General features: G+C 62.0%; 18 protein-coding genes. 9 read left to right on the top strand and 9 right to left on the bottom strand.

The window, feature by feature from the left end; genetic code table 11:
* Positions 1 to 6 precede the first annotated feature (6 nt).
* Both ybaK and plsY read left to right on the top strand, forming a co-directional pair.
* Positions 7 to 498, top strand: a complete 492-nt coding sequence (ybaK, locus tag D0B32_RS18565) for a Cys-tRNA(Pro) deacylase (protein ID WP_117335678.1) — start codon at positions 7 to 9, stop codon at positions 496 to 498.
* Between the two features lie 206 nt (positions 499 to 704).
* Positions 705 to 1,340: a glycerol-3-phosphate 1-O-acyltransferase PlsY gene (plsY, locus tag D0B32_RS18560; protein ID WP_117335676.1), complete on the top strand. Its 636-nt coding sequence runs from the start codon at positions 705 to 707 to the stop codon at positions 1,338 to 1,340.
* 101 nt (positions 1,341 to 1,441) lie between these two features.
* Here the strand turns inward: plsY and D0B32_RS18555 are convergent, their stop codons facing one another.
* Complete coding sequence (locus D0B32_RS18555) at positions 1,442 to 1,927, bottom strand: YajQ family cyclic di-GMP-binding protein (RefSeq protein WP_117335674.1); 486 nt, start codon at positions 1,925 to 1,927, stop codon at positions 1,442 to 1,444.
* 164 nt (positions 1,928 to 2,091) lie between these two features.
* Between D0B32_RS18555 and murB the strand changes: the two genes are divergently transcribed.
* Positions 2,092 to 3,138: a UDP-N-acetylmuramate dehydrogenase gene (gene murB / locus D0B32_RS18550; RefSeq protein WP_117335672.1), complete on the top strand. Its 1,047-nt coding sequence runs from the start codon at positions 2,092 to 2,094 to the stop codon at positions 3,136 to 3,138.
* A gap of 127 nt (positions 3,139 to 3,265) precedes the next feature.
* Here the strand turns inward: murB and D0B32_RS18545 are convergent, their stop codons facing one another.
* Entirely contained in the window at positions 3,266 to 4,492 is a 1,227-nt protein-coding gene (locus D0B32_RS18545; protein ID WP_117335670.1) for an argininosuccinate synthase, read from the bottom strand.
* 266 nt (positions 4,493 to 4,758) lie between these two features.
* A complete protein-coding gene (argF, locus tag D0B32_RS18540; RefSeq protein WP_117335668.1) occupies positions 4,759 to 5,688 on the bottom strand; it encodes an ornithine carbamoyltransferase in 930 nt (309 codons plus the stop codon).
* Between the two features lie 419 nt (positions 5,689 to 6,107).
* Between argF and D0B32_RS18535 the strand changes: the two genes are divergently transcribed.
* Positions 6,108 to 6,452, top strand: coding sequence for a DUF3579 domain-containing protein (locus tag D0B32_RS18535; RefSeq protein WP_117335666.1), 345 nt, complete (start codon positions 6,108 to 6,110; stop codon positions 6,450 to 6,452).
* 286 nt (positions 6,453 to 6,738) lie between these two features.
* On the opposite strand, the gene rpsT is transcribed toward D0B32_RS18535, so the two are convergent.
* Positions 6,739 to 7,017, bottom strand: coding sequence for a 30S ribosomal protein S20 (gene rpsT, locus D0B32_RS18530; protein WP_117335664.1), 279 nt, complete (start codon positions 7,015 to 7,017; stop codon positions 6,739 to 6,741).
* A gap of 515 nt (positions 7,018 to 7,532) precedes the next feature.
* Between rpsT and murJ the strand changes: the two genes are divergently transcribed.
* Together murJ and D0B32_RS18520 are read left to right on the top strand one after the other, a co-directional pair.
* Positions 7,533 to 9,083, top strand: a complete 1,551-nt coding sequence (murJ, locus tag D0B32_RS18525; RefSeq protein ID WP_117335662.1) for a murein biosynthesis integral membrane protein MurJ — start codon at positions 7,533 to 7,535, stop codon at positions 9,081 to 9,083.
* Positions 9,080 to 9,931, top strand: a complete 852-nt coding sequence (locus D0B32_RS18520; RefSeq protein ID WP_117335660.1) for a SirB1 family protein — start codon at positions 9,080 to 9,082, stop codon at positions 9,929 to 9,931. The genes murJ and D0B32_RS18520 overlap by 4 nt, the downstream gene beginning before the upstream one ends.
* A 152-nt stretch (positions 9,932 to 10,083) precedes the next feature.
* Here D0B32_RS18520 and D0B32_RS18515 read toward each other — a convergent pair whose 3' ends face one another.
* The 5 genes from D0B32_RS18515 to lpxK form a co-directional block, all read right to left on the bottom strand.
* Positions 10,084 to 10,842: a 3-hydroxyacyl-CoA dehydrogenase gene (locus D0B32_RS18515; protein ID WP_117335658.1), complete on the bottom strand. Its 759-nt coding sequence runs from the start codon at positions 10,840 to 10,842 to the stop codon at positions 10,084 to 10,086.
* A gap of 307 nt (positions 10,843 to 11,149) precedes the next feature.
* Positions 11,150 to 11,815 (bottom strand): adenylate kinase, encoded by a 666-nt coding sequence (adk, locus tag D0B32_RS18510; RefSeq protein ID WP_117335656.1) that lies wholly within the window; start codon positions 11,813 to 11,815, stop codon positions 11,150 to 11,152.
* A 216-nt stretch (positions 11,816 to 12,031) separates the two neighbouring features.
* The gene (gene kdsB / locus D0B32_RS18500) at positions 12,032 to 12,841 is read right to left on the bottom strand and encodes a 3-deoxy-manno-octulosonate cytidylyltransferase (RefSeq protein WP_117335653.1); all 810 of its coding nucleotides are present in this window, start codon (positions 12,839 to 12,841) and stop codon (positions 12,032 to 12,034) included.
* A gap of 137 nt (positions 12,842 to 12,978) precedes the next feature.
* Complete coding sequence (locus tag D0B32_RS18495; RefSeq protein ID WP_117335651.1) at positions 12,979 to 13,185, bottom strand: Trm112 family protein; 207 nt, start codon at positions 13,183 to 13,185, stop codon at positions 12,979 to 12,981.
* Positions 13,166 to 14,182, bottom strand: a complete 1,017-nt coding sequence (gene lpxK / locus D0B32_RS18490; RefSeq protein ID WP_117335649.1) for a tetraacyldisaccharide 4'-kinase — start codon at positions 14,180 to 14,182, stop codon at positions 13,166 to 13,168. Before lpxK ends, D0B32_RS18495 begins: the two co-directional genes overlap by 20 nt.
* A 544-nt stretch (positions 14,183 to 14,726) precedes the next feature.
* Between lpxK and xseA the strand changes: the two genes are divergently transcribed.
* The 3 genes from xseA (at position 14,727) to D0B32_RS18475 (ending at position 18,594) form a co-directional block, all read left to right on the top strand.
* Entirely contained in the window at positions 14,727 to 16,106 is a 1,380-nt protein-coding gene (xseA, locus tag D0B32_RS18485) for an exodeoxyribonuclease VII large subunit (protein WP_117335647.1), read from the top strand.
* Between the two features lie 209 nt (positions 16,107 to 16,315).
* Positions 16,316 to 16,894, top strand: coding sequence for a superoxide dismutase [Fe] (gene sodB, locus D0B32_RS18480; RefSeq protein ID WP_117335645.1), 579 nt, complete (start codon positions 16,316 to 16,318; stop codon positions 16,892 to 16,894).
* 581 nt (positions 16,895 to 17,475) lie between these two features.
* Positions 17,476 to 18,594 carry a porin gene (locus tag D0B32_RS18475; RefSeq protein WP_117335643.1) on the top strand — a complete coding sequence of 373 codons (1,119 nt, stop codon included), beginning with the start codon at positions 17,476 to 17,478 and terminating at the stop codon, positions 18,592 to 18,594.
* The last annotated feature ends 38 nt before the right edge of the window (positions 18,595 to 18,632 follow it).

Raw genomic sequence — 18,632 nt, 5'->3', positions numbered from 1 at the left:
GCGCCGATGAGCAAATCCAGACACGTCTCCGAAACGCCCGCCACGCAGTTTTTGCGCCGTCATGGCGTGGCATTCGGCGAGCATCCTTACGACTACGTGGAGCATGGTGGCACGGCGGAGTCGGCGCGCCAGTTGGGCGTCGACGAACATCAAGTGGTGAAGACACTGGTCATGGAAGACGAGCATGCCAAGCCGCTCATCGTGCTGATGCACGGCGACCGCACCGTCTCCACCAAGAATCTGGCGCGGCAGATCGGGGCGAAGCGGGTCGAGCCGTGCAAGCCCGAAGTGGCGAACCGGCATTCGGGCTATCTGATTGGCGGCACGTCGCCGTTCGGCACGCGCAAAGCCATGCCGGTGTACGTGGAGTCGAGCATTCTCGAACTCGACAAGATCTGGCTGAATGGGGGGCGGCGCGGCTTTCTGGTCAGCATCGCGCCTGCGGTGCTCGGTACGTTGTTGCAGGCGAAGCCCGTGCAGTGTGCGAGCGTGGACTAAATCGTTTCCGCGCTGCGCGCGTGGATTACGCTGGCAAGCGTTCGAAGCCACGTGCTGCGCGGCCGCCTGTAGAGGGTTGGTACGAACGGATTGCTACAAAGGGCCTGGCTGTGTGGGCGCGGTTCGGTAGAATGCTCGCCATTTCGTTCGTGCTGTCCCGTACCGTTTGCAACCGGTGCGCTTTCCGATACCTATAAGAGTCCCAGATGGAAAACCTGATCGTTGCCGTCGTCGCCTATCTGATCGGTTCGGTGTCGTTCGCCGTGATCGTCAGTTCCGTGATGGGGCTGGCCGACCCGCGCTCGTACGGCTCGAAAAATCCCGGCGCCACCAATGTGCTGCGCAGCGGCAACAAAACCGCCGCGATCCTGACCTTGCTCGGCGACGCCTTCAAGGGCTGGCTGGCCGTCTGGCTCGTCAGTCACTTCGGTGCGCGCTACGGGCTCGACGACGATGCGACCGCGCTCGCCGCCATCGCGGTATTTCTCGGGCATCTCTACCCGGTGTTTTTCCGCTTCAAGGGCGGCAAGGGCGTTGCCACGGCTGCGGGCGTGCTGCTCGCCATCAACCCCGTGCTTGGCCTCGCGACCATGCTGACGTGGCTGATCATCGCGTTCTTCTTCCGCTATTCGTCACTCGCCGCGCTGGCGGCAGCCGTGTTCGCACCGCTTTTCGACGGCTTTCTGTTTGGTGCGAACATCATTGCGCTGGCTATCGTCGCCATGAGTTCGCTGCTGGTCTGGCGCCACCGCGGCAACATTGCGAAGCTGATGGCGGGGCAGGAAAGCCGGATCGGCGACAAGAAGAAAGCCGAGGCGCAGGCAGGGGTCAAACGGCGCTGAGTGAGCGGCATGGCCGCCGCCCAGGGTTGAAGGCGGCGGTCTGTGGCACGGAAGCGGTCTGGCGGCTCGCGCGCCGCGCGCCCGGCTCAACGGCCTGGGACTTAGTCGCGGAAGTTGTTGAAGTCGAGCGGCGTGTCCGTCACGTCTTTACGCAGCAGGGCAATCACACTTTGCAGATCGTCGCGCTTGGTGCCCGACACGCGCACCGCGTCGCCCTGGATGCTCGCCTGAACCTTGATCTTGCTGTCCTTGACGAGGCGGACGATTTTCTTTGCCAGATCGCCCGAAACGCCTTTCTTCACGGTGACGACCTGCTTGACCTTGTCGCCGCCAATCTTCTCGATCTTGCCGTAGTCCAGGAAGCGCACGTCCACGTTACGCTTGGCCATTTTCGAAACCATCACGTCCTTGACCTGGCCGAGCTTGAAGTCGTCGTCGGCAAACAGGGTGAGTTCGTGTTCCTTGTGTTCGACACGCGCGTCCGACCCCTTGAAGTCGAAGCGGGTGGAAATTTCCTTGTTGGACTGCTCGATCGCGTTCTTGACTTCGATCATGTTCGCTTCGCAGACGACGTCAAACGATGGCATTGCTTTCTCCCAATAGTGCGGCGATGCGCGGCGCGGCCGGACGGCTGCAGACGCTGCACTCGCTATAATCACGGACCGGACGTCATTTTACCGACGCCTTTCTCTTTTGCCCAAGGCCGTCGCGCAAAGCCGCCCGGCCCGCTCCAGACGGCCTCCACATTCCGATGTCCCAGTCTTCCTCCAACACTCTTACCCTTCTTGACCGCTATCCGCTGCGGACGCACAACACCTTCGGCTTCGATGTCCACGCGCACGTGGCGTGCCGGGTCGAGAGTGAGGATCAGTTGCGCGCGGCGCTGCGCGATCCGCGCGTGGCGGAACTGCCGCGACTGGTGCTGGGCGGCGGCAGCAATGTGGTGTTGACGCGCGATTTCGACGGTCTGGTGTTGCTGGTGGCGCTACATGGCCGGCGCATCACCCATGAGGACGACGACGCATGGTACGTCGAGGCCGCCGCCGGCGAAAACTGGCACGAGTTCGTCGCGTGGACGCTCGCACAGGAAATGCCGGGGCTCGAAAACCTGGCGCTGATTCCGGGGACGGTTGGCGCGGCGCCGATCCAGAATATCGGCGCCTATGGCCTCGAGATGTGCGAGCGCTTCGCCTCCTTGCGCGCCGTTGAAGTGGCGACCGGCGAGACGCACGAACTCGACGCGAACGCCTGCCGGTTCGGCTACCGCGACAGTTTCTTCAAGCGTGAGGGGCGCGATCGCTTCGTGATTACCTCGGTGACGTTCCGTCTGCCTAAAGCGTGGGTGCCGCGCGCCAGCTACGCGGACATTGCCCGCGAACTTGCCGCCGAAGGGCTCGGCGACGCTTCGCCGAACGCGCAGGCCATCTTCGATGCGGTGGTCGCGGTGCGGCGCGCCAAACTGCCCGATCCGCAGGAACTCGGCAATGCGGGAAGTTTCTTCAAGAATCCGGTGATCGACGCGGCGCAATTCGAAGCGTTGCAGCGTCAGGCGCCGGAAGTGGTGGCGTATCGGCAGCCAGATGGCCAGGTCAAGCTTGCAGCCGGCTGGTTGATCGACCGGTGCGGCTGGAAAGGGCGTGCAATGGGCGCGGCGGCCGTGCACGAGCGGCAGGCGCTGGTGCTGGTGAATCGCGGCGGCGCGAGCGGCGCTGAGGTGCTCGCGCTGGCACAGGCGATCCAGCAGGACGTGCGTGAGAGATTTGGCGTGGAGCTGGAGGCCGAGCCGGTGTGCCTGTGATGCGCATGTGACCTGGGCGCGGCTTCCCGCAGAAAGAAAGCTCAATGCAAATAAAAAAGCGCCAGGATCACTCCTGGCGCTTTTTTTGCGCTTACGTTCGGGCCGCTAAAACAGCGCCCGCCCGCCGTTACCCGCGCTGACGACGCGCGTTTTCGGCAATCCGCATACGCAGCGCGTTCAGCTTGATGAACCCGCCAGCGTCGGCCTGGTTGTAGGCGCCGCCGTCATCGTCGAAGGTTGCGATGGTCTTGTCGAACAAGGTTTCCTTCGAATCACGCGCCACCACCGACACGCTGCCCTTGTACAGCTTCACGCGCACCCAGCCGTTGACCTTCTCTTGCGTGTGATCGATCAGCACCTGAATCGCACGACGCTCCGGGCTCCACCAGTAGCCGTTGTAAATCAGCGCGGCGTAGCGAGCCATCAGGTCGTCCTTCAGATGGGCCACTTCGCGGTCCAGCGTGATGGATTCGATGCCGCGGTGCGCCTTGAGCATGATGGTGCCGCCCGGCGTTTCATAGCAGCCGCGCGATTTCATGCCGACATAGCGGTTCTCGACCAGGTCCAGACGGCCAATGCCGTGCTTGCCGCCCAGGCGATTCAGTTCCGTGAGCATTTCAGCCGGCGAGAGACGCTTGCCGTTGATCGCAACCGGATCGCCGTGCTCGTATTCGATGTCGACGTATTCGGCCTGATCCGGCGCCTGTTCGGGCGAAACGGTCCAGCGCCACATATCGGCTTCGGCTTCCGCCTTCGGGTCTTCCAGGTGACGGCCTTCGAACGAGATGTGCAGCAGATTGGCGTCCATCGAATACGGCGCGCCGCCTTGCTTGTGCTTCATTTCGATCGGAATACCGGCCTTTTCCGCGTAAGCCAGCAGCTTTTCACGCGAGAGCAGATCCCATTCGCGCCACGGTGCGATCACCTTGATGCCCGGTTCCAGCGCGTAGTAGCCGAGTTCGAAGCGAACCTGGTCGTTGCCCTTGCCGGTTGCGCCGTGCGAAACCGCTTGCGCGTCGGTGGCACGTGCGATTTCGATCTGACGCTTGGCGATCAGCGGACGCGCGATCGACGTACCCAGCAGGTATTCGCCTTCGTAAATCGTGTTGGCGCGGAACATCGGGAACACGAAGTCGCGCACGAATTCTTCGCGCAGGTCTTCGATGAAGATGTTGTCCTGCTTGATACCCAGTTGCAGGGCTTTCTTGCGCGCCGGTTCCAGCTCTTCGCCCTGACCGATATCGGCCGTGAACGTGACGACTTCGGCGTCGTAGTTGTCCTGCAACCACTTCAGGATGACGGAGGTGTCGAGGCCGCCCGAATAGGCGAGCACGACTTTCTTGATATCGCTCATGATGAACTCGTAGCTGGAGAAAGCGGGAAAACAAGGCGCGCCGACCACATTGGCGCGCGGCAAAAACGTTATTTTGACACTAAACCGCGGCGCCCCCCGTTTTTGGGCGGGGCGGCCCGGCCGGTGTGCCGGCGTTCGTCAAGGGCAGAGTGTTGCCGGCGAACGCGTTACGGCGTTACGGTGCAAGAGGTAAAGCGGGGCGGCGTAGCGCACGGGCAGATACGCCTCGTACCCGAAAGCCCTGTTGCGCCGCGCGCAGACGTCACTCAGTGGTTCAGCTTGCCGAGCAACAGAAATTCCATCAGCGCCTTTTGAACGTGCAGACGGTTTTCCGCCTCGTCCCACACGACGCTCTGCGGACCGTCGATGACTTCCGCGCTCACTTCCTCACCGCGATGCGCCGGCAGACAGTGCATGAACAGCGCGTCGGCGTTGGCGCGCGCCATCATGTCGGCGTCGACGCACCAGTCGGCGAACGCCTTCTTGCGGGCTTCGTTTTCAGCCTCGAAGCCCATGCTGGTCCAGACATCGGTGGTGACCAGATCGGCGCCGTCACAGGCTTCGTGCGGATCGTCGAATTCTTCGTAGAACGGGGCGCTTTCGGCCGCGACCAACGCGTGATCGAGCTTGTAGCCCGGCGGCGTGGACAGGCGCAGCTTGAAGCCGAGAATCTGCGCCGCCTCGATCCACGTGTAGAGCATGTTGTTGGCGTCGCCGACCCATGCCACCGTCTTGCCGCGAATCGGACCGCGATGTTCGAAATACGTGAAGATGTCGGCCAGCACCTGGCAGGGGTGATATTCGTTGGTCAGCCCGTTGATGACCGGCACGCGCGAATTCTCAGCGAACAGCTCCAGGATATCCTGGCCGAACGTGCGGATCATGATGATGTCGACCATGCGCGAGATGACCTGCGCCGCGTCTTCAATGGGCTCGCCGCGCCCGAGTTGCGTGTCGCGCGTGCTCATGAACACCGCGTGACCGCCCAGCTGGAAGATGCCTGCTTCGAACGACAGACGCGTGCGCGTCGAGTTTTTCTCGAAGATCATCGCGAGCGTGCGATCGTGCAGCGGGTGATATGTCTCGTAGTTCTTGAACTTGTTCTTCAGAATGCGAGCGCGCTCGAGCACGTACTCGTAGTCTTCCAGCGAGAAATCCTTGAACTGAAGGTAATGGCGAATTTTCTTGGCGGTCATGAAACAAATACGGCGGTCTCACCCGGCAAAGTTGCCGGACTGCGCCGCCGTCGTTTGTGGTAACTGTCTGGAGCATAAAGGATTTTGACGCTTTTGACGAGTGAGCGAAACGGTTCGGCAATTGTTCCTGGCGGGCGCGACAGTGAGTTAGGACAAGTCTTATGTGCAGTGCGGGAAAAGGAGCCCTGAGATATAATCTTGGCGTTTCCTAAAAGCCCGGCAAGCAGGCTTCGTGCTTGTGGGACACGGCTCGCGCGCCCGGAAAGCTTTCCTCGCGGTGCGCCGTCATGACAGTAGTCGCGTGGTGGCCCAGTGCCCAACCGCGGCGCCCGGTGGCGTGCTCCGCGGGGTCGTGTACGACGTGTTCAGGCAGCCGCATTCGCTGGCAATTCGCTGGGCAGTCACACAGGTATCCCTACATGGCCGAAACACCTCCAACCGAATATTTCATTCAGGGTATTACCAAGAGCGGGAAGAAGTTTCGGCCTAGCGACTGGTCGGAGCGCCTCGCCGGTGTGATGTCCATGTTTGGTCCAGGTGCCAAGGGCCCCAACGCTTACCTGCAATATTCGTTGTACGTGCGTCCCACTATGCTGGACGATCTGAAGTGCGTGATCCTCGATTCGCGCCTGCGCGATATCGAACCGATGGCGTTCGACTTCGTCATGAACTTTGCGAAAGACAACGACCTCGTCGTAACCGAAGCGTGTGAACTGCCGCACGAGCATCCTGTGCAGCAGGCCCGCAAACGCGCATTCCTCTAAGCCGAGGTTCCACTCGGAGATTCAGCGCATTACGCGCTTGACTCACAGTGTGGACAATGAAAACGACAAAACCCGCCTAAGCGGGTTTTTTTATTGGCGTCACGCATTGATGGCGCTCACTGTTGAGTGAAGCCAGGTGGCAATGGAGTGAAGCCGCGTGCGATGCCAAAAGGCGAAGAAGCGGGAGCAACGCAAAACAACGCGCGGAAACAAAAAAGCCCGCCGAAGCGAGCTTTCATGACGCAGCGGAAACAGGAGGTCGCCCACCGAAGTGGGCTGGCCGGATTTACTGCGCTGCGGGCGCCTGCAGACCCTTGATGGCTGCAGCCAGGCGGCTCTTATGGCGAGCTGCCTTGTTCTTGTGAACGATTTTCTTGTCGGCGATGATGTCGATGGTCTTCGACGACGCCAGGAAGATCTCAGCGGCCTTAGCCTTGTCGCCGGCGTCGATTGCCTTGCGAACGGCCTTGATTGCCGTGCGGAACTTCGAGCGCAGCGCCGAGTTGTGCGAGTTTGCCTTCGCGGCCTGACGGGCGCGCTTGCGTGCTTGTGCGGTGTTAGCCATGACGGTTCCTTATCCTGTTCCTGTTTCCAGTACCTGACCTTCAAACGAGGCCGGGCGCTGCTTTTAGATCGAACTCCTGGAAGCGATTGCCCAAGAGCGCAAAGTAACGAAATTACTGATTCAGCGAGGCGAATCAGGCTCGTTCAGCGGGTGCCGGGTTGCGGCTTGATTGCGCCTTCGTCGCACCTAGGCGGGCAAGGTTGCGCGGCCTGAATGCTTCCCGAAAACGCTTCCCGAAAATTGAGCGAGCGTCGAAACCGGCGATTATAGCAACAAAATCAGGCACGTGGCAATCAGAAATGAGTGCGTCCAGTCACGGCGGGTGACTCGGCTTCACTGCCAGGCGCGTGCAAATCGAGCCGTCATGGCACCGAATCCGCACCCTCAGCGTGCCGGTAACGCGCCACGAAGACTCGCCGGAAGCCAAAACTCCGCGAACGTCTGCACGGCAAATCGGTCGGAAACGGGTTCAGGCTCGTCGTCCGCACTTGCGGCACCCGTATAATAAGCGCCCCATGAATCTATTCCGAGCCCTGCTGACGGTCAGCGGCTTCACGCTGCTGTCCCGCGTGACCGGACTGGCCCGCGAAACGCTGATCGCCCGTGCGTTCGGCGCCAGTCAATACACTGACGCGTTCTACGTCGCCTTCCGTATTCCCAACCTGCTGCGCCGCATCTCCGCTGAGGGGGCGTTCTCGCAGGCGTTCGTGCCGATCCTCGCCGAGTTCAAGAACCAGCAGGGGCACGACGCGACCAAGGCGCTGGTCGACGCCACCTCCACGGTGCTCGCCTGGGCGCTGGCGGTGCTGTCGCTGCTCGGCGTGCTGGGGGCGTCCGGCGTGGTCTACGTGGTGGCCTCGGGTCTCGCGCATGACGGCGCGGCATACCCGCTCGCCGTCACGATGACGCGCATCATGTTCCCGTACATAGTGTTCATTTCGCTGACGTCGCTGGCGTCGGGCGTGCTGAATACTTACAAGAACTTTTCGCTGCCCGCCTTCGCGCCCGTGTTGCTGAACGTGTCGTTCATCGGCGCGGCCGTGTTCGTCGCGCCGCATATGAAAACGCCGGTCTACGCGCTGGCGTGGGCGGTGATCGTAGGTGGCGCGCTGCAGTTTCTGGTGCAGCTGCCGGGCCTCAAGAAAATCGATATGATCCCGCGCATCGCGTGGAACCCTGTGCGTGCGCTCGCGCATCGCGGCGTCAAACGGGTGCTGTCGAAAATGGTGCCTGCCATGTTCGCGGTCTCGGTGGCGCAGATCAGCCTGATCATCAACACCAATATTGCGTCGCGGATCGGGCCGGGCGCCGTGTCGTGGATCAATTACGCCGACCGCCTGATGGAGTTTCCGACCGCGCTGCTGGGCGTCGCGCTCGGCACGATTCTTCTGCCGAGCCTTTCCAAAGCACACGTCGACGCCGATCCGCACGAATACTCTTCATTGCTCGACTGGGGTTTGCGGGTCACGTTTCTGCTGGCCGCGCCGAGCGCCATCGCGCTGTTTTTCTTTGCTGAGCCGTTGACGGCCACACTGTTCCACTACGGCAAGTTCGACGGACATTCCGTCGTGATGGTGGGCCGCGCCCTGTCCGCGTACGGGGTCGGCCTGATCGGCCTGATTCTGATCAAGATTCTGGCGCCGGGCTTTTATGCCAAGCAGGACATCAAGACGCCCGTGAAGATCGGCGTGGGTGTGCTGGTTGTCACACAGTTGAGCAACTACGTGTTCGTGCCGATCTTCGCGCACGCCGGCTTGACCTTGAGCGTCGGGCTTGGGGCTTGCGTGAACGCACTGCTGCTGTTCATCGGCTTGCGTCGACGCGGCATTTACATGCCATCGGGCGGTTGGCTGGTATTTTTCGTACAGATGATCGGCGCCTGTCTCGTGCTGGCGGGTGTGATGCACTGGTTTGCTATCAGCTTTGACTGGATCGGCCTGCATAGCCGGCCGTTGGAGCGGGTGGTGTTGCTGGCTGCGTGCCTCGTCCTGTTTGCTGCGCTATATTTCGGTATGCTTTGGCTGATGGGCTTCAAATACGCGTATTTCAGAAGGCGAGTGAAGTGATCACGACGACGCGGGTTCTCGACTATTTCAGCACGCTGGTCGCCGAAGACGACAGTCTGCCCTTGACCGAGGCGGCGCTTTCGCTTGCACAGGATGCGTACCCCGATCTCGATCTGCAAGGCACGCTCGCCGAGATCGACGAACTGGTGTTGCGTCTGCAACGCCGTATGCCCGACGACGCCGATATCAAGCAGAAAGTCGGTATCCTCAATCGCTTTTTCTTTCGCGAACTGGGCTTCGGCAGCAATCTCAACGACTACTACGATCCCGACAACAGCCATCTGAACGTGGTGCTCAAGCGGCGTCGCGGCATTCCGATTTCGCTCGCGGTGCTGTATCTGGAGATGGCCGAGCAGATCGGCATTCCGGTCCGTGGCGTGTCGTTTCCCGGTCATTTCCTGCTACGCGTGACGACGCCCGAAGGCGATGTCATGCTCGACCCGACCAGCGGGCATTCGCTGTCCGAGTCCGAAATGGTCGAGATGCTGGAGCCCTACGTGGCGACGGCGGGCGAGTCGGTTGGCCGCGCGCTGCGTATGTTGCTGCAGCCGGCCACGCGGCGCGAAATCATCGCGCGCATGCTGCGCAATCTGAAATCGACCTATCTCCAGACCGAACGCTGGCAGCGGCTGTTGGCTGTGCAGCAACGTCTCGTGATTTTGTTGCCCGAGAGTATCGAGGAAGTGCGGGATCGCGGCTTCGCCTACGCACGGCTCGATTACCTGCGGCCGGCGCTGGAAGATCTGGAGCGTTATCTGGGCGACCGTCCGGATGCGGACGACGCCACGGTCGTCGAATCGCAACTGCATGAATTGCGTCAGCGGACGCAGCATAACGACCGGGACTGAAGCGGACGTGTTGCGGTTCTGGCGAGAAGGCCGCCGCAAGTCTTCGCAAAACAGCCTTCGTAAGTCAGCCGCAAAAAAACGCCTGCCACGCGCATCATTCGCACGGCAGGCGTTTCGCATTGCGCGCCGGGCTCAACCCACGGCGCGTCCACTCACTTAGGCTGCATGCGGATTGCGCCATCCAGCCGAATCACTTCGCCGTTGAGCATCGGATTGTCGACGATCTGCTTGGCGAGCATCGCATACTCGACCGGTTTGCCCAGCCGCGGCGGGAACGGCACCATCGCGCCGAGAGCGTCCTGCACTTCCTGCGGCATGCCGAGCAACATCGGCGTTTCGAAGATGCCTGGCGCGATCGTCATGACGCGGATCGCGTTACGCGACAGGTCGCGTGCGATGGGCAGCGTCATGCCTGCCACGCCGCTCTTCGAAGCCGCGTAGGCCGCCTGGCCGATCTGGCCATCGAAGGCCGCCACGGAGGCCGTGTTGATGATCACGCCGCGCTCGCCACCTGCGTTCGGCTCGTTCTTCGCCATCGCCGCAGCGGCGAGGCGGATCATGTTGAACGTACCGATCAGATTGATCGAGATGGTGCGCGTGAACGCGTCGAGCGGATGCGGGCCGTCCTTGCCGACGGTCTTGATGGCCGGCGCCACGCCCGCGCAATTGATCAAGCCGCGCAGCACGCCGAGTTGGGTGGCCGCTTCGACCGCCTGCGTGGCATCGTCTTCACGACTCACATCACATTTGACGAACACGCCGCCGAGTTCCTGCGCGAGCGCGGTGCCGGCTTCCTGGTTCAGATCGGCGACCACGATCTTGCCGCCTTCCGCCGCGAACATGCGCGCGGTAGCTGCGCCAAGACCCGACGCACCGCCCGTGATAAGGAATACGTTGTCACGAATTTCCATCTGTCTTCTCCTTCACTCCAGTTCAATAATCGTCGTGATCGAATATCTTTTCGATAGTCGATTGTAGCGGCTATGCTGCAGCGCGGAAAGCGAAAGGGGTGGAAAGTGAACGAGCGTACGCCGCGTAAAGGCAGGCTTGGGCATCTTACGGATAACTAATTATCAGGCGTGGCCTGTCAGCTTTGTGCGATTCGATCATCACAATGCTGAAGCGTCAAAACTCGTAGCCCCAAATAAAAACCCGCCCAATTGGGCGGGTTCGTATCGAGCAGACGCAAGCGCGAGATGCAAACGAGATTCGAGCGCGTTACTTCAGTGCGTCGAACACCCGCGTGCGGATTTCGTCCACGGTGCCGAGACCGGAGATGGCACGGTATTGCGGCGCCTTCAGGCTGCTCGACGCATCACCGTTTTTGGCCCACGTGTTGTAGTACTCGATGAGCGGCTTCGTCTGCGCGACATAGACGTCGAGACGTTTCCTGACCGTTTCTTCCTTGTCGTCTTCACGCTGGATGAGCGGTTCACCCGTGACGTCGTCGACATTCTCGACTTTCGGCGGATTGAACTTGACGTGGTACGTGCGACCCGAAGCGGCGTGCACGCGGCGCCCGCTCATGCGCACGATGATCTCGTCGAACGGCACGTCGATTTCCAGCACGTAGTCGATTGCCACGCCGGCCTGTTTCATCGCTTCAGCTTGCGGCAGCGTGCGCGGAAAACCGTCGAACAGATAGCCGTTTTCGCAATCGCAGTCCTGCAGACGCTCTTTCACCAGGTTGATGATCAATTCGTCCGGCACGAGTTCGCCGGCATCCATGAAACGCTTTGCTTCGACGCCGAGCGGCGAGCCCGCCTTGACCGCTGCACGCAGCATGTCGCCTGTGGAGATTTGCGGAATGCCGAATTTTTCTTTGATGAAGGTGGCCTGAGTGCCCTTACCAGCCCCGGGGGCACCCAACAGGATCAAACGCATGTGATATCTCCAGAACTATGTGAATTCTTGCGCGTTGCGACGAAGGACATCTGCGCGCTCAGCAAAGGGGCCCGCTTCGAATGGCCCGCGCCATACCTCGCGCGGCTCGTCGAAGACGACGGCGCTGCAAAGGGAGCGGTGGGACAACTGGGGGCAAACCCTGGCAAACGAATACAGCAGATGATGCGCACGGCCATTTGATTATGCCACGGGTTTTTACGCCGACGGACCGAATAAAGCCTGTACGCGCGCGAGATCCGCGGGCGTGTCGACGCCCGGCATCGGCGCGTGCGCAGTGACGAGGACCGCAATGCGCTCGCCATGCCACATGGCGCGCAGTTGCTCGAGCGCCTCGGTCTGCTCGATAGGCGACTGCGTCAGGCTCGGGTAGGTGCGCAGAAACTTGGCGCGGTATGCATACAAACCGATGTGCCGGTAGACCGTCGCGGGGGCGGGCGGTGCGGGCATGGACGCGATGTCCGGCCAATGCGTCTGCCAGGCGTCGCGCGCCCAGGGAATCGGCGCACGCGAAAAGTACAGCGCCACCCCGCGCGCATCGAGTACGACCTTGACCACGTTGGGATTGAACACTTCGGCCGGGTCCGTGATGGGATGCGCGGCAGTGGCCATTGCACAACCCGGATTGGCGGCAAGGTGCGACGCTACGCCGCACACCAGATCGGGGTCGATGAGCGGCTCGTCCCCTTGCACATTCACCACGATCGTGTCATCGCTCCACGCGAATTGCGCCGCCACTTCCGCGAGACGGTCGGTGCCGGAGGGATGATCGGGGCGCGTCATGACGCCCTGGATGCCGTGCTCACGCGCGACGTCGATGACCGACTGCGCATCCGAGGCGATCAGCACGTGCTGCGCGCCCGAAGCCAGCGCGCGTTCCGCGACGCGTACCACCATCGGCTTGCCGCCAATATCGGCGAGTGGCTTGTTGGGCAGACGCGTGGAAGCGAGCCGGGCGGGCACGACGGCAATGAAGGGCGGCGTGGAGGTAGCGGTGGTTGGGATCATCGTCGGAGCGGCGGCAAGAGCGGAAGAGGGCACACAGCGCGCGGCAGTGTGTGCCGAAAGAGAGCGGGTTGGGGCGAGTGACGTACCTGCTGCAAACGGTCTTGAGGCAGCGGACGACCGGCTGCGGCCGGCCGGTATCAGGCGCCCGTTGCCGGATTCAGCGGCTCGACCGGCGTACCTTCGACCGTTTGACGCGCTTCGTCCACCAGCATGACCGGGATGCCGTCGCGGATGGGATACGCGAGCTTGTCCGCGTTGCAGATCAGTTCCTGCGCGGGACGATCGTAGCTAAGCGGGCCCTTGCAGATCGGGCAGACGAGAATTTCAAGCAGGCGAGCGTCCACGGACTTTCTCCACGACTAATTCAATGAGGCGATGATCCAGCGCAGCTTCAACCGGGACAACCCAGATGCGTGCATCGTGCCAGGACCCTAATTTTACCGCATCCTTTTCGGTGATCAGGATGGCATCGGCATCCACATCCGTAAAGGGATTGCTGGTGAACGCGTAATGATCGGGCAGGGCGCGGGTTGCCGGGTTCAGGCCGGCGGCGCGCAGGGTGGCGAAGAAGCGCTCGGGGGCGCCGATACCGGCTGCGGCCATCACGCGGTCACCGCCGAATTGCGCCAGCGGACGGCGCAATTGCGGATTGCCCAGATGCCACGCGTCGCCAGGCGTCAGTTGCAGCGCGAAGGTGTTGGGCCAGGGCGGCAGCGTGCGTTCATAGGGGTTGTTGATAAGCGTCGCGTCACGGCGGCGCGACAGCGGCTCACGCAACGGGCCGGCCGGCAGCAGAAAGCCGTTGCCGCCCAGACGGTCGTCGAACACGACCAGTTCAGCATCGCGCGCGAGGCGGTAGTGCTGCAACCCGTCGTCGCTGACGATCACATCCACATCGCGATGCGCCGCGCACAGCGCCTGTGCGGCTGCCACGCGGTCCGGCGAGACCCAGACGGGGGCGCCGGTGCGGCGCGCAATCAGCAACGGCTCGTCGCCGGCGGCGCGCGGCGACGATGCGGCGGTGACCGCCGTGGGTCGCACGATGCGCGCGCCGTAACCCCGCGAGACGACACCCGGCTGGAACCCTGCCGCGCGCAGCGCTTCCACCAGCGCGATGACAGTAGGCGTCTTGCCCGTTCCACCCACCGTGACATTGCCGACCACGACGACCGGCACGCCGACGCGCACCGATTTCAGCCAGCCAAACGAAAACGCGGCGCGCCGTGCGGCCGCGATGGCGGCGAAGATGCCGGCGAATGGCAGCAAGGCCCACGCGAATGGACCGCGCTGTTGCCATTCGCGCGCAATGCGCGCTTCGAGCGGGCGGGTGGCTTCGCTCATGCAGCGAACGCCGCCGCGCTGAGCCGCGACGGCAGCAGGGCTCCCCCGGCGGCTTCACGCATGGATCCAGACAACACGATGCACGGGGCGCAGCAGGTAGCGAAAATCAACGCGTTTCTCCGGGCAAGATGAACGGGGCGGGGCAACGCTCGTGATGCCCTTGAAACCCGGCACTCTAGCGCGCCAGCGTCATCAACGGCAAGTCGCCAACTGGCTGGCCGGGGCGAAAAACTGGCGTTTGTCTGCGGATCAGCCTGTGGATAACTTTGTGGAAAAGCTGCCGTCGCCAAGGCTGAAAGGTCCGCGCCGAGCGGGTCCTGTCGGCAGGCATTCATATTAACGAGATATAAAATCCATACAAATCAACATGTTGCATCGGACTTATGAGGTTCTGCGAGCCATTCGGCTGGGTCTCCCGAGATTGATCCCGTCATGTGGACACTTTTGACAATTTGTGCAACTCGCTGGACGCAGATGGCCGGTCGGTCTATCGTCTGTCCGGCCTATATTTCGTTCGCGCCACTCGTCCTTTCTCTGCCCTTGCATGCCATCCGATAGTCCTTTCTCGTCCCCGGCCACCTCAGGTGGCGAAGTCGTCGTACCCGTTTCCGCGCTCAACCGGGCCATTGGCTCGATGCTGGAACGCTCGTTTCCGCTCGTCTGGGTGGCCGGTGAGGTGTCGAACTTCACGCGCGCCGCGAGCGGTCACTGGTACTTCTCGATCAAGGATAGCCAGGCGCAAATGCGCTGCGTGATGTTCCGTGGACGCGCGCAACACGCCGAGTTCACGCCGCGCGAAGGCGACCGCATCGAAGTGCGCGCGCTGGTGACGATGTACGAGCCGCGCGGCGAACTCCAACTGAATGTCGAAGCGGTGCGCCGCACCGGACAAGGGCGGCTTTACGAAGCGTTCCTGAAACTCAAGGCGCAGCTCGAAGCGGAAGGGCTGTTCGCCGTCGAGCGCAAGCGGACACTGCCGACGCATCCGCGCGCGATCGGTATCGTCACCTCGTTGCAAGCCGCCGCGTTGCGCGACGTGCTGACCACATTGCAGCGCCGTGCGCCGCATATTCCAGTAATCGTCTACCCGGCGCCGGTGCAGGGTGTGGGTGTGAGTGCAAAGCTCGCGGCGATGGTCGAGGCAGCCAACGCGCGGCGCGAGGTGGACGTGCTGATCGTATGCCGCGGCGGCGGCTCGATTGAAGATTTGTGGGCCTTCAACGAAGAAGTGCTGGCGCGCGCCATCGCGGAGAGCCGCGTGCCGGTAGTGAGCGGTGTCGGTCACGAAACCGACTTCACGATTGCCGATTTCGCTGCCGACGTACGGGCGCCCACGCCGACCGGTGCCGCCGAGCTGGTCAGCCCGCAACGCGTTTTGCTATTGCGCGATCTCGACCACCGGCACGCCACGCTGGCGCGCGGCTTTGGCCGCATGATGGAGCGCCGCGCGCAGCAACTCGACTGGCTGGCGCGCCGTCTCGTCTCGCCTGCCGAGCGGCTCGCGCGGCAACGTACGCATTTGCAGCAGTTGAGCGTGCGGCTCGCGTCGGCGGGAGCACGTCCTGCGCGCGACGCCCGAGCGCGGTTTTCGCTGCTACAGATGCGCTGGCAACGCTGGCGTCCGGACCTCGTCGCGCATCGCACCGCCGTGGATGCGCTTGCCCAGCGTCTGGACAGCGCGGTGTTGCGACAGCACGAGCGGCAGACGGCGCGTGTCGCGTCGCTCGCGGCACGTCTCGAGGTGCTGAGCCCGCAGCGCACGCTCGAACGTGGCTATGCCGCGTTGCTCGATGCGCAGAATGGTCGTGCGGTGCGTGCGCCGGCATCATTGAAGCCGGGGCGCCGCCTGACCGTGCATCTCGCGGAAGGGGCTGCAGATATCACGTTGGCCGACGTGCAAGCGCGTCTCGCGGACGGTTTCTGACACTTGTGTGAACCTGCCGCGCGCGCCATTTGCGGCGGCGTGGCACAGCGTTTGCGCACTCGTTGATGGCGTCCGTCATCAAGGCTTTTGACGATGCCGGACATAATGGCCGGTCGTTTGCGGGGTTATTCCAACTCGCCTACAATCGAGTGCTCTACAGCGTTATCCCGCAGACTGACTCCCCCACAAACAGATAGAAGGAAAGCACCATGGAACATACGCTCCCGCCGCTGCCGTTTGCGAAAAATGCCCTCGCTCCGAACATGTCGGAAGAGACGCTCGAGTATCACTATGGCAAGCACCATCAGACCTATGTGACCAACCTGAACAATCTGATCAAGGGCACGGAGTTCGAGAACCTGTCGCTTGAAGAAATCGTCAAGAAGGCATCGGGCGGTATCTTCAACAACGCTGCGCAAGTGTGGAATCACACGTTCTTCTGGAACAGCCTGTCGCCGCAAGGTGGCGGTGCACCGAAGGGCGCGCTGGCTGACGCCATCAACGCGAAGTGGGGTTCGTTCGACAAGTTCAAGGAAGAGTTCGCGAAGACCGCAGTCGGCACGTTCGGCTCGGGTTGGGCATGGCTCGTGAAGAAGGCCGACGGCTCGCTCGACCTCGTCTCCACCAGCAACGCTGCTACGCCGCTCACCACGGACGCGAAGGCGCTGCTGACCATCGACGTGTGGGAACACGCTTATTACATCGATTACCGCAATGCGCGTCCGAAGTTCGTGGAAGCGTACTGGAACATCGTGAACTGGGACTTTGCTGCGAAGAACTTCGCGTAAGGTTTCGGTGCTGTGACAGTGATGTACGGCAACTGCCGTACAGCATCAGTCTCGAGAAAAGGCCCTCGTTTCGAGGGCTTTTTTACGTTTTGAAGGTTCGGTCTCGCTTGCTTGTTGCCGAGCATTGTTGCCGACCAGGCCATGACCGTGTCGAAGCAGGTCTGTCGTGGCGATCTTTTAGTTTGGCATCCTACGCATTGAAGTGACCGACTTCGCGGAACACGCGCAACGTCGAACCAGCCCCTTTCTGCTCCGCGTTTTTTACCTCCGGATACCGCGCAGACCTCGACCCTTCCGCTCAGAGGCCGGCCGCGCAGCCCCCGCCCCGCATCAGGGACAACCCTCGTATATGCGCGTTCTGCAAGCTCCGCATGAAAAGAATGCAATGGCTTTGTGGCGCGACTTGACTTCAAATTAGCACGCCCATTCTATTTGTTCACCTGACCAGCGACACCACAGGGGAAAAATCAGGCGAATGTCCGCGTCCACCGGAAGGATTCGGTGTGCTGACGAGCGCGGCGCAGGAATCGCAGTAAGGCAATCAAGTCCGCTTAAGCGGCTATCAGAAAGAGGAGACATGCATGCGTTTGATCAGTCAGGGTATTTGCGGGGCCACACTGGCGCTCGCTGCCGGCAGTGCGATGGCGGCGGATTCGAGTGTGACGTTGTATGGTGTGGCCGATACGTTCGTCCAATACCTCGACAACGGCGGAACGCATTCGTATTCCGAACGAAGCGGCGGTGCAACCGGTTCGCAGTTCGGCTTGAAGGGCAACGAGAATCTGGGCGGCGGTCTGAACGCGCAGTTCGACGTCGAAACGGGCTTCAACATCAACAACGGCAGCCTGTTCGCTGATACGTCGACGCTCTTTTACCGGCAAGCATGGGTTGGCCTGAGCGATGACAGATACGGCTCACTGAGTATGGGCCGCCAGTACGAGCCGAGCTTCCGCGTGGTGTACCCCACGGATCCGTTTCGCGCCAACGAAGTCCTGTCGCCGTTTTCAGCAGACGTGCTGGCGGTAGACCGCAAGACGCTGTCCACCCAGTACGACTCGGGCCGCGCCAGCAATTCGATCCTCTATCAATCGCCGAACATGGCCGGCTTCCAGCTTTACGGCATGTACGCGTTCTCGTCCACGGTGACGCAGCCGGTGCCGGCGACCACCGGCAACATGCTCAACGTGGCCGCGAGCTATACCGGCTACGGCCTGTACGCGGGCCTCGCGTATGTGAACCAGCACCCGGGACAGGAGACGATCGCGGGTTTGCCGACCGCATTGAGCCTGCTCGGCACCGAGCACTTCATCGGCACGCTGGCCTATCGGCTCGGCATCGTGAACTTCCAGTTCAACTATTCGTATAACCGCGCACAAGATCCCTCGGCGAGATCGCTGGCAGCGGTACTCGGCACGGCGCACTCGCTTAGCATTGCTGAACTGGGTGCGACCATCCAGGCCACGGCGGCCGATACGATTGAAATCGCCGGCATTCAGCGCAATGTGCGGGGTGCGCATGACAACGCACCGGGCATCCAGATCGGCGCCGACCATGCGATCTCCAAACGCACGAGCTTCTACGTGCGGGCGGGGTATATCAAGAACAACGGCAGCTCCACCGTCAGCTGGCCGGGTGTGACGGTGAGCGAAGCGGGAACGAAGCAGGTTCTCGCCACGATCGGGATGACGCATCGCTTCTGAGCGGGACAAGCGGTGGGGGGATGGCGAACGGCGCGTCC

The sequence above is a fragment of the Paraburkholderia sp. DHOC27 genome (assembly GCF_003429005.1).
Classification (GTDB): Bacteria; Pseudomonadota; Gammaproteobacteria; order Burkholderiales; family Burkholderiaceae; genus Paraburkholderia.
This window is presented reverse-complemented; position numbering and strand designations above follow the sequence as displayed.

Coding starts and splice junctions, on each gene's coding strand:
- ybaK (WP_117335678.1), top strand. CDS start 7: ATGAGCAAATCCAGACACGTCTCCGAAACGCCCGCCACGCAGTTTTTG.
- plsY (WP_117335676.1), top strand. CDS start 705: ATGGAAAACCTGATCGTTGCCGTCGTCGCCTATCTGATCGGTTCGGTG.
- D0B32_RS18555 (WP_117335674.1), bottom strand. CDS start 1,927: ATGCCATCGTTTGACGTCGTCTGCGAAGCGAACATGATCGAAGTCAAG.
- murB (WP_117335672.1), top strand. CDS start 2,092: ATGTCCCAGTCTTCCTCCAACACTCTTACCCTTCTTGACCGCTATCCG.
- D0B32_RS18545 (WP_117335670.1), bottom strand. CDS start 4,492: ATGAGCGATATCAAGAAAGTCGTGCTCGCCTATTCGGGCGGCCTCGAC.
- argF (WP_117335668.1), bottom strand. CDS start 5,688: ATGACCGCCAAGAAAATTCGCCATTACCTTCAGTTCAAGGATTTCTCG.
- D0B32_RS18535 (WP_117335666.1), top strand. CDS start 6,108: ATGGCCGAAACACCTCCAACCGAATATTTCATTCAGGGTATTACCAAG.
- rpsT (WP_117335664.1), bottom strand. CDS start 7,017: ATGGCTAACACCGCACAAGCACGCAAGCGCGCCCGTCAGGCCGCGAAG.
- murJ (WP_117335662.1), top strand. CDS start 7,533: ATGAATCTATTCCGAGCCCTGCTGACGGTCAGCGGCTTCACGCTGCTG.
- D0B32_RS18515 (WP_117335658.1), bottom strand. CDS start 10,842: ATGGAAATTCGTGACAACGTATTCCTTATCACGGGCGGTGCGTCGGGT.
- adk (WP_117335656.1), bottom strand. CDS start 11,815: ATGCGTTTGATCCTGTTGGGTGCCCCCGGGGCTGGTAAGGGCACTCAG.
- kdsB (WP_117335653.1), bottom strand. CDS start 12,841: ATGATCCCAACCACCGCTACCTCCACGCCGCCCTTCATTGCCGTCGTG.
- lpxK (WP_117335649.1), bottom strand. CDS start 14,182: ATGAGCGAAGCCACCCGCCCGCTCGAAGCGCGCATTGCGCGCGAATGG.
- xseA (WP_117335647.1), top strand. CDS start 14,727: ATGCCATCCGATAGTCCTTTCTCGTCCCCGGCCACCTCAGGTGGCGAA.
- sodB (WP_117335645.1), top strand. CDS start 16,316: ATGGAACATACGCTCCCGCCGCTGCCGTTTGCGAAAAATGCCCTCGCT.
- D0B32_RS18475 (WP_117335643.1), top strand. CDS start 17,476: ATGCGTTTGATCAGTCAGGGTATTTGCGGGGCCACACTGGCGCTCGCT.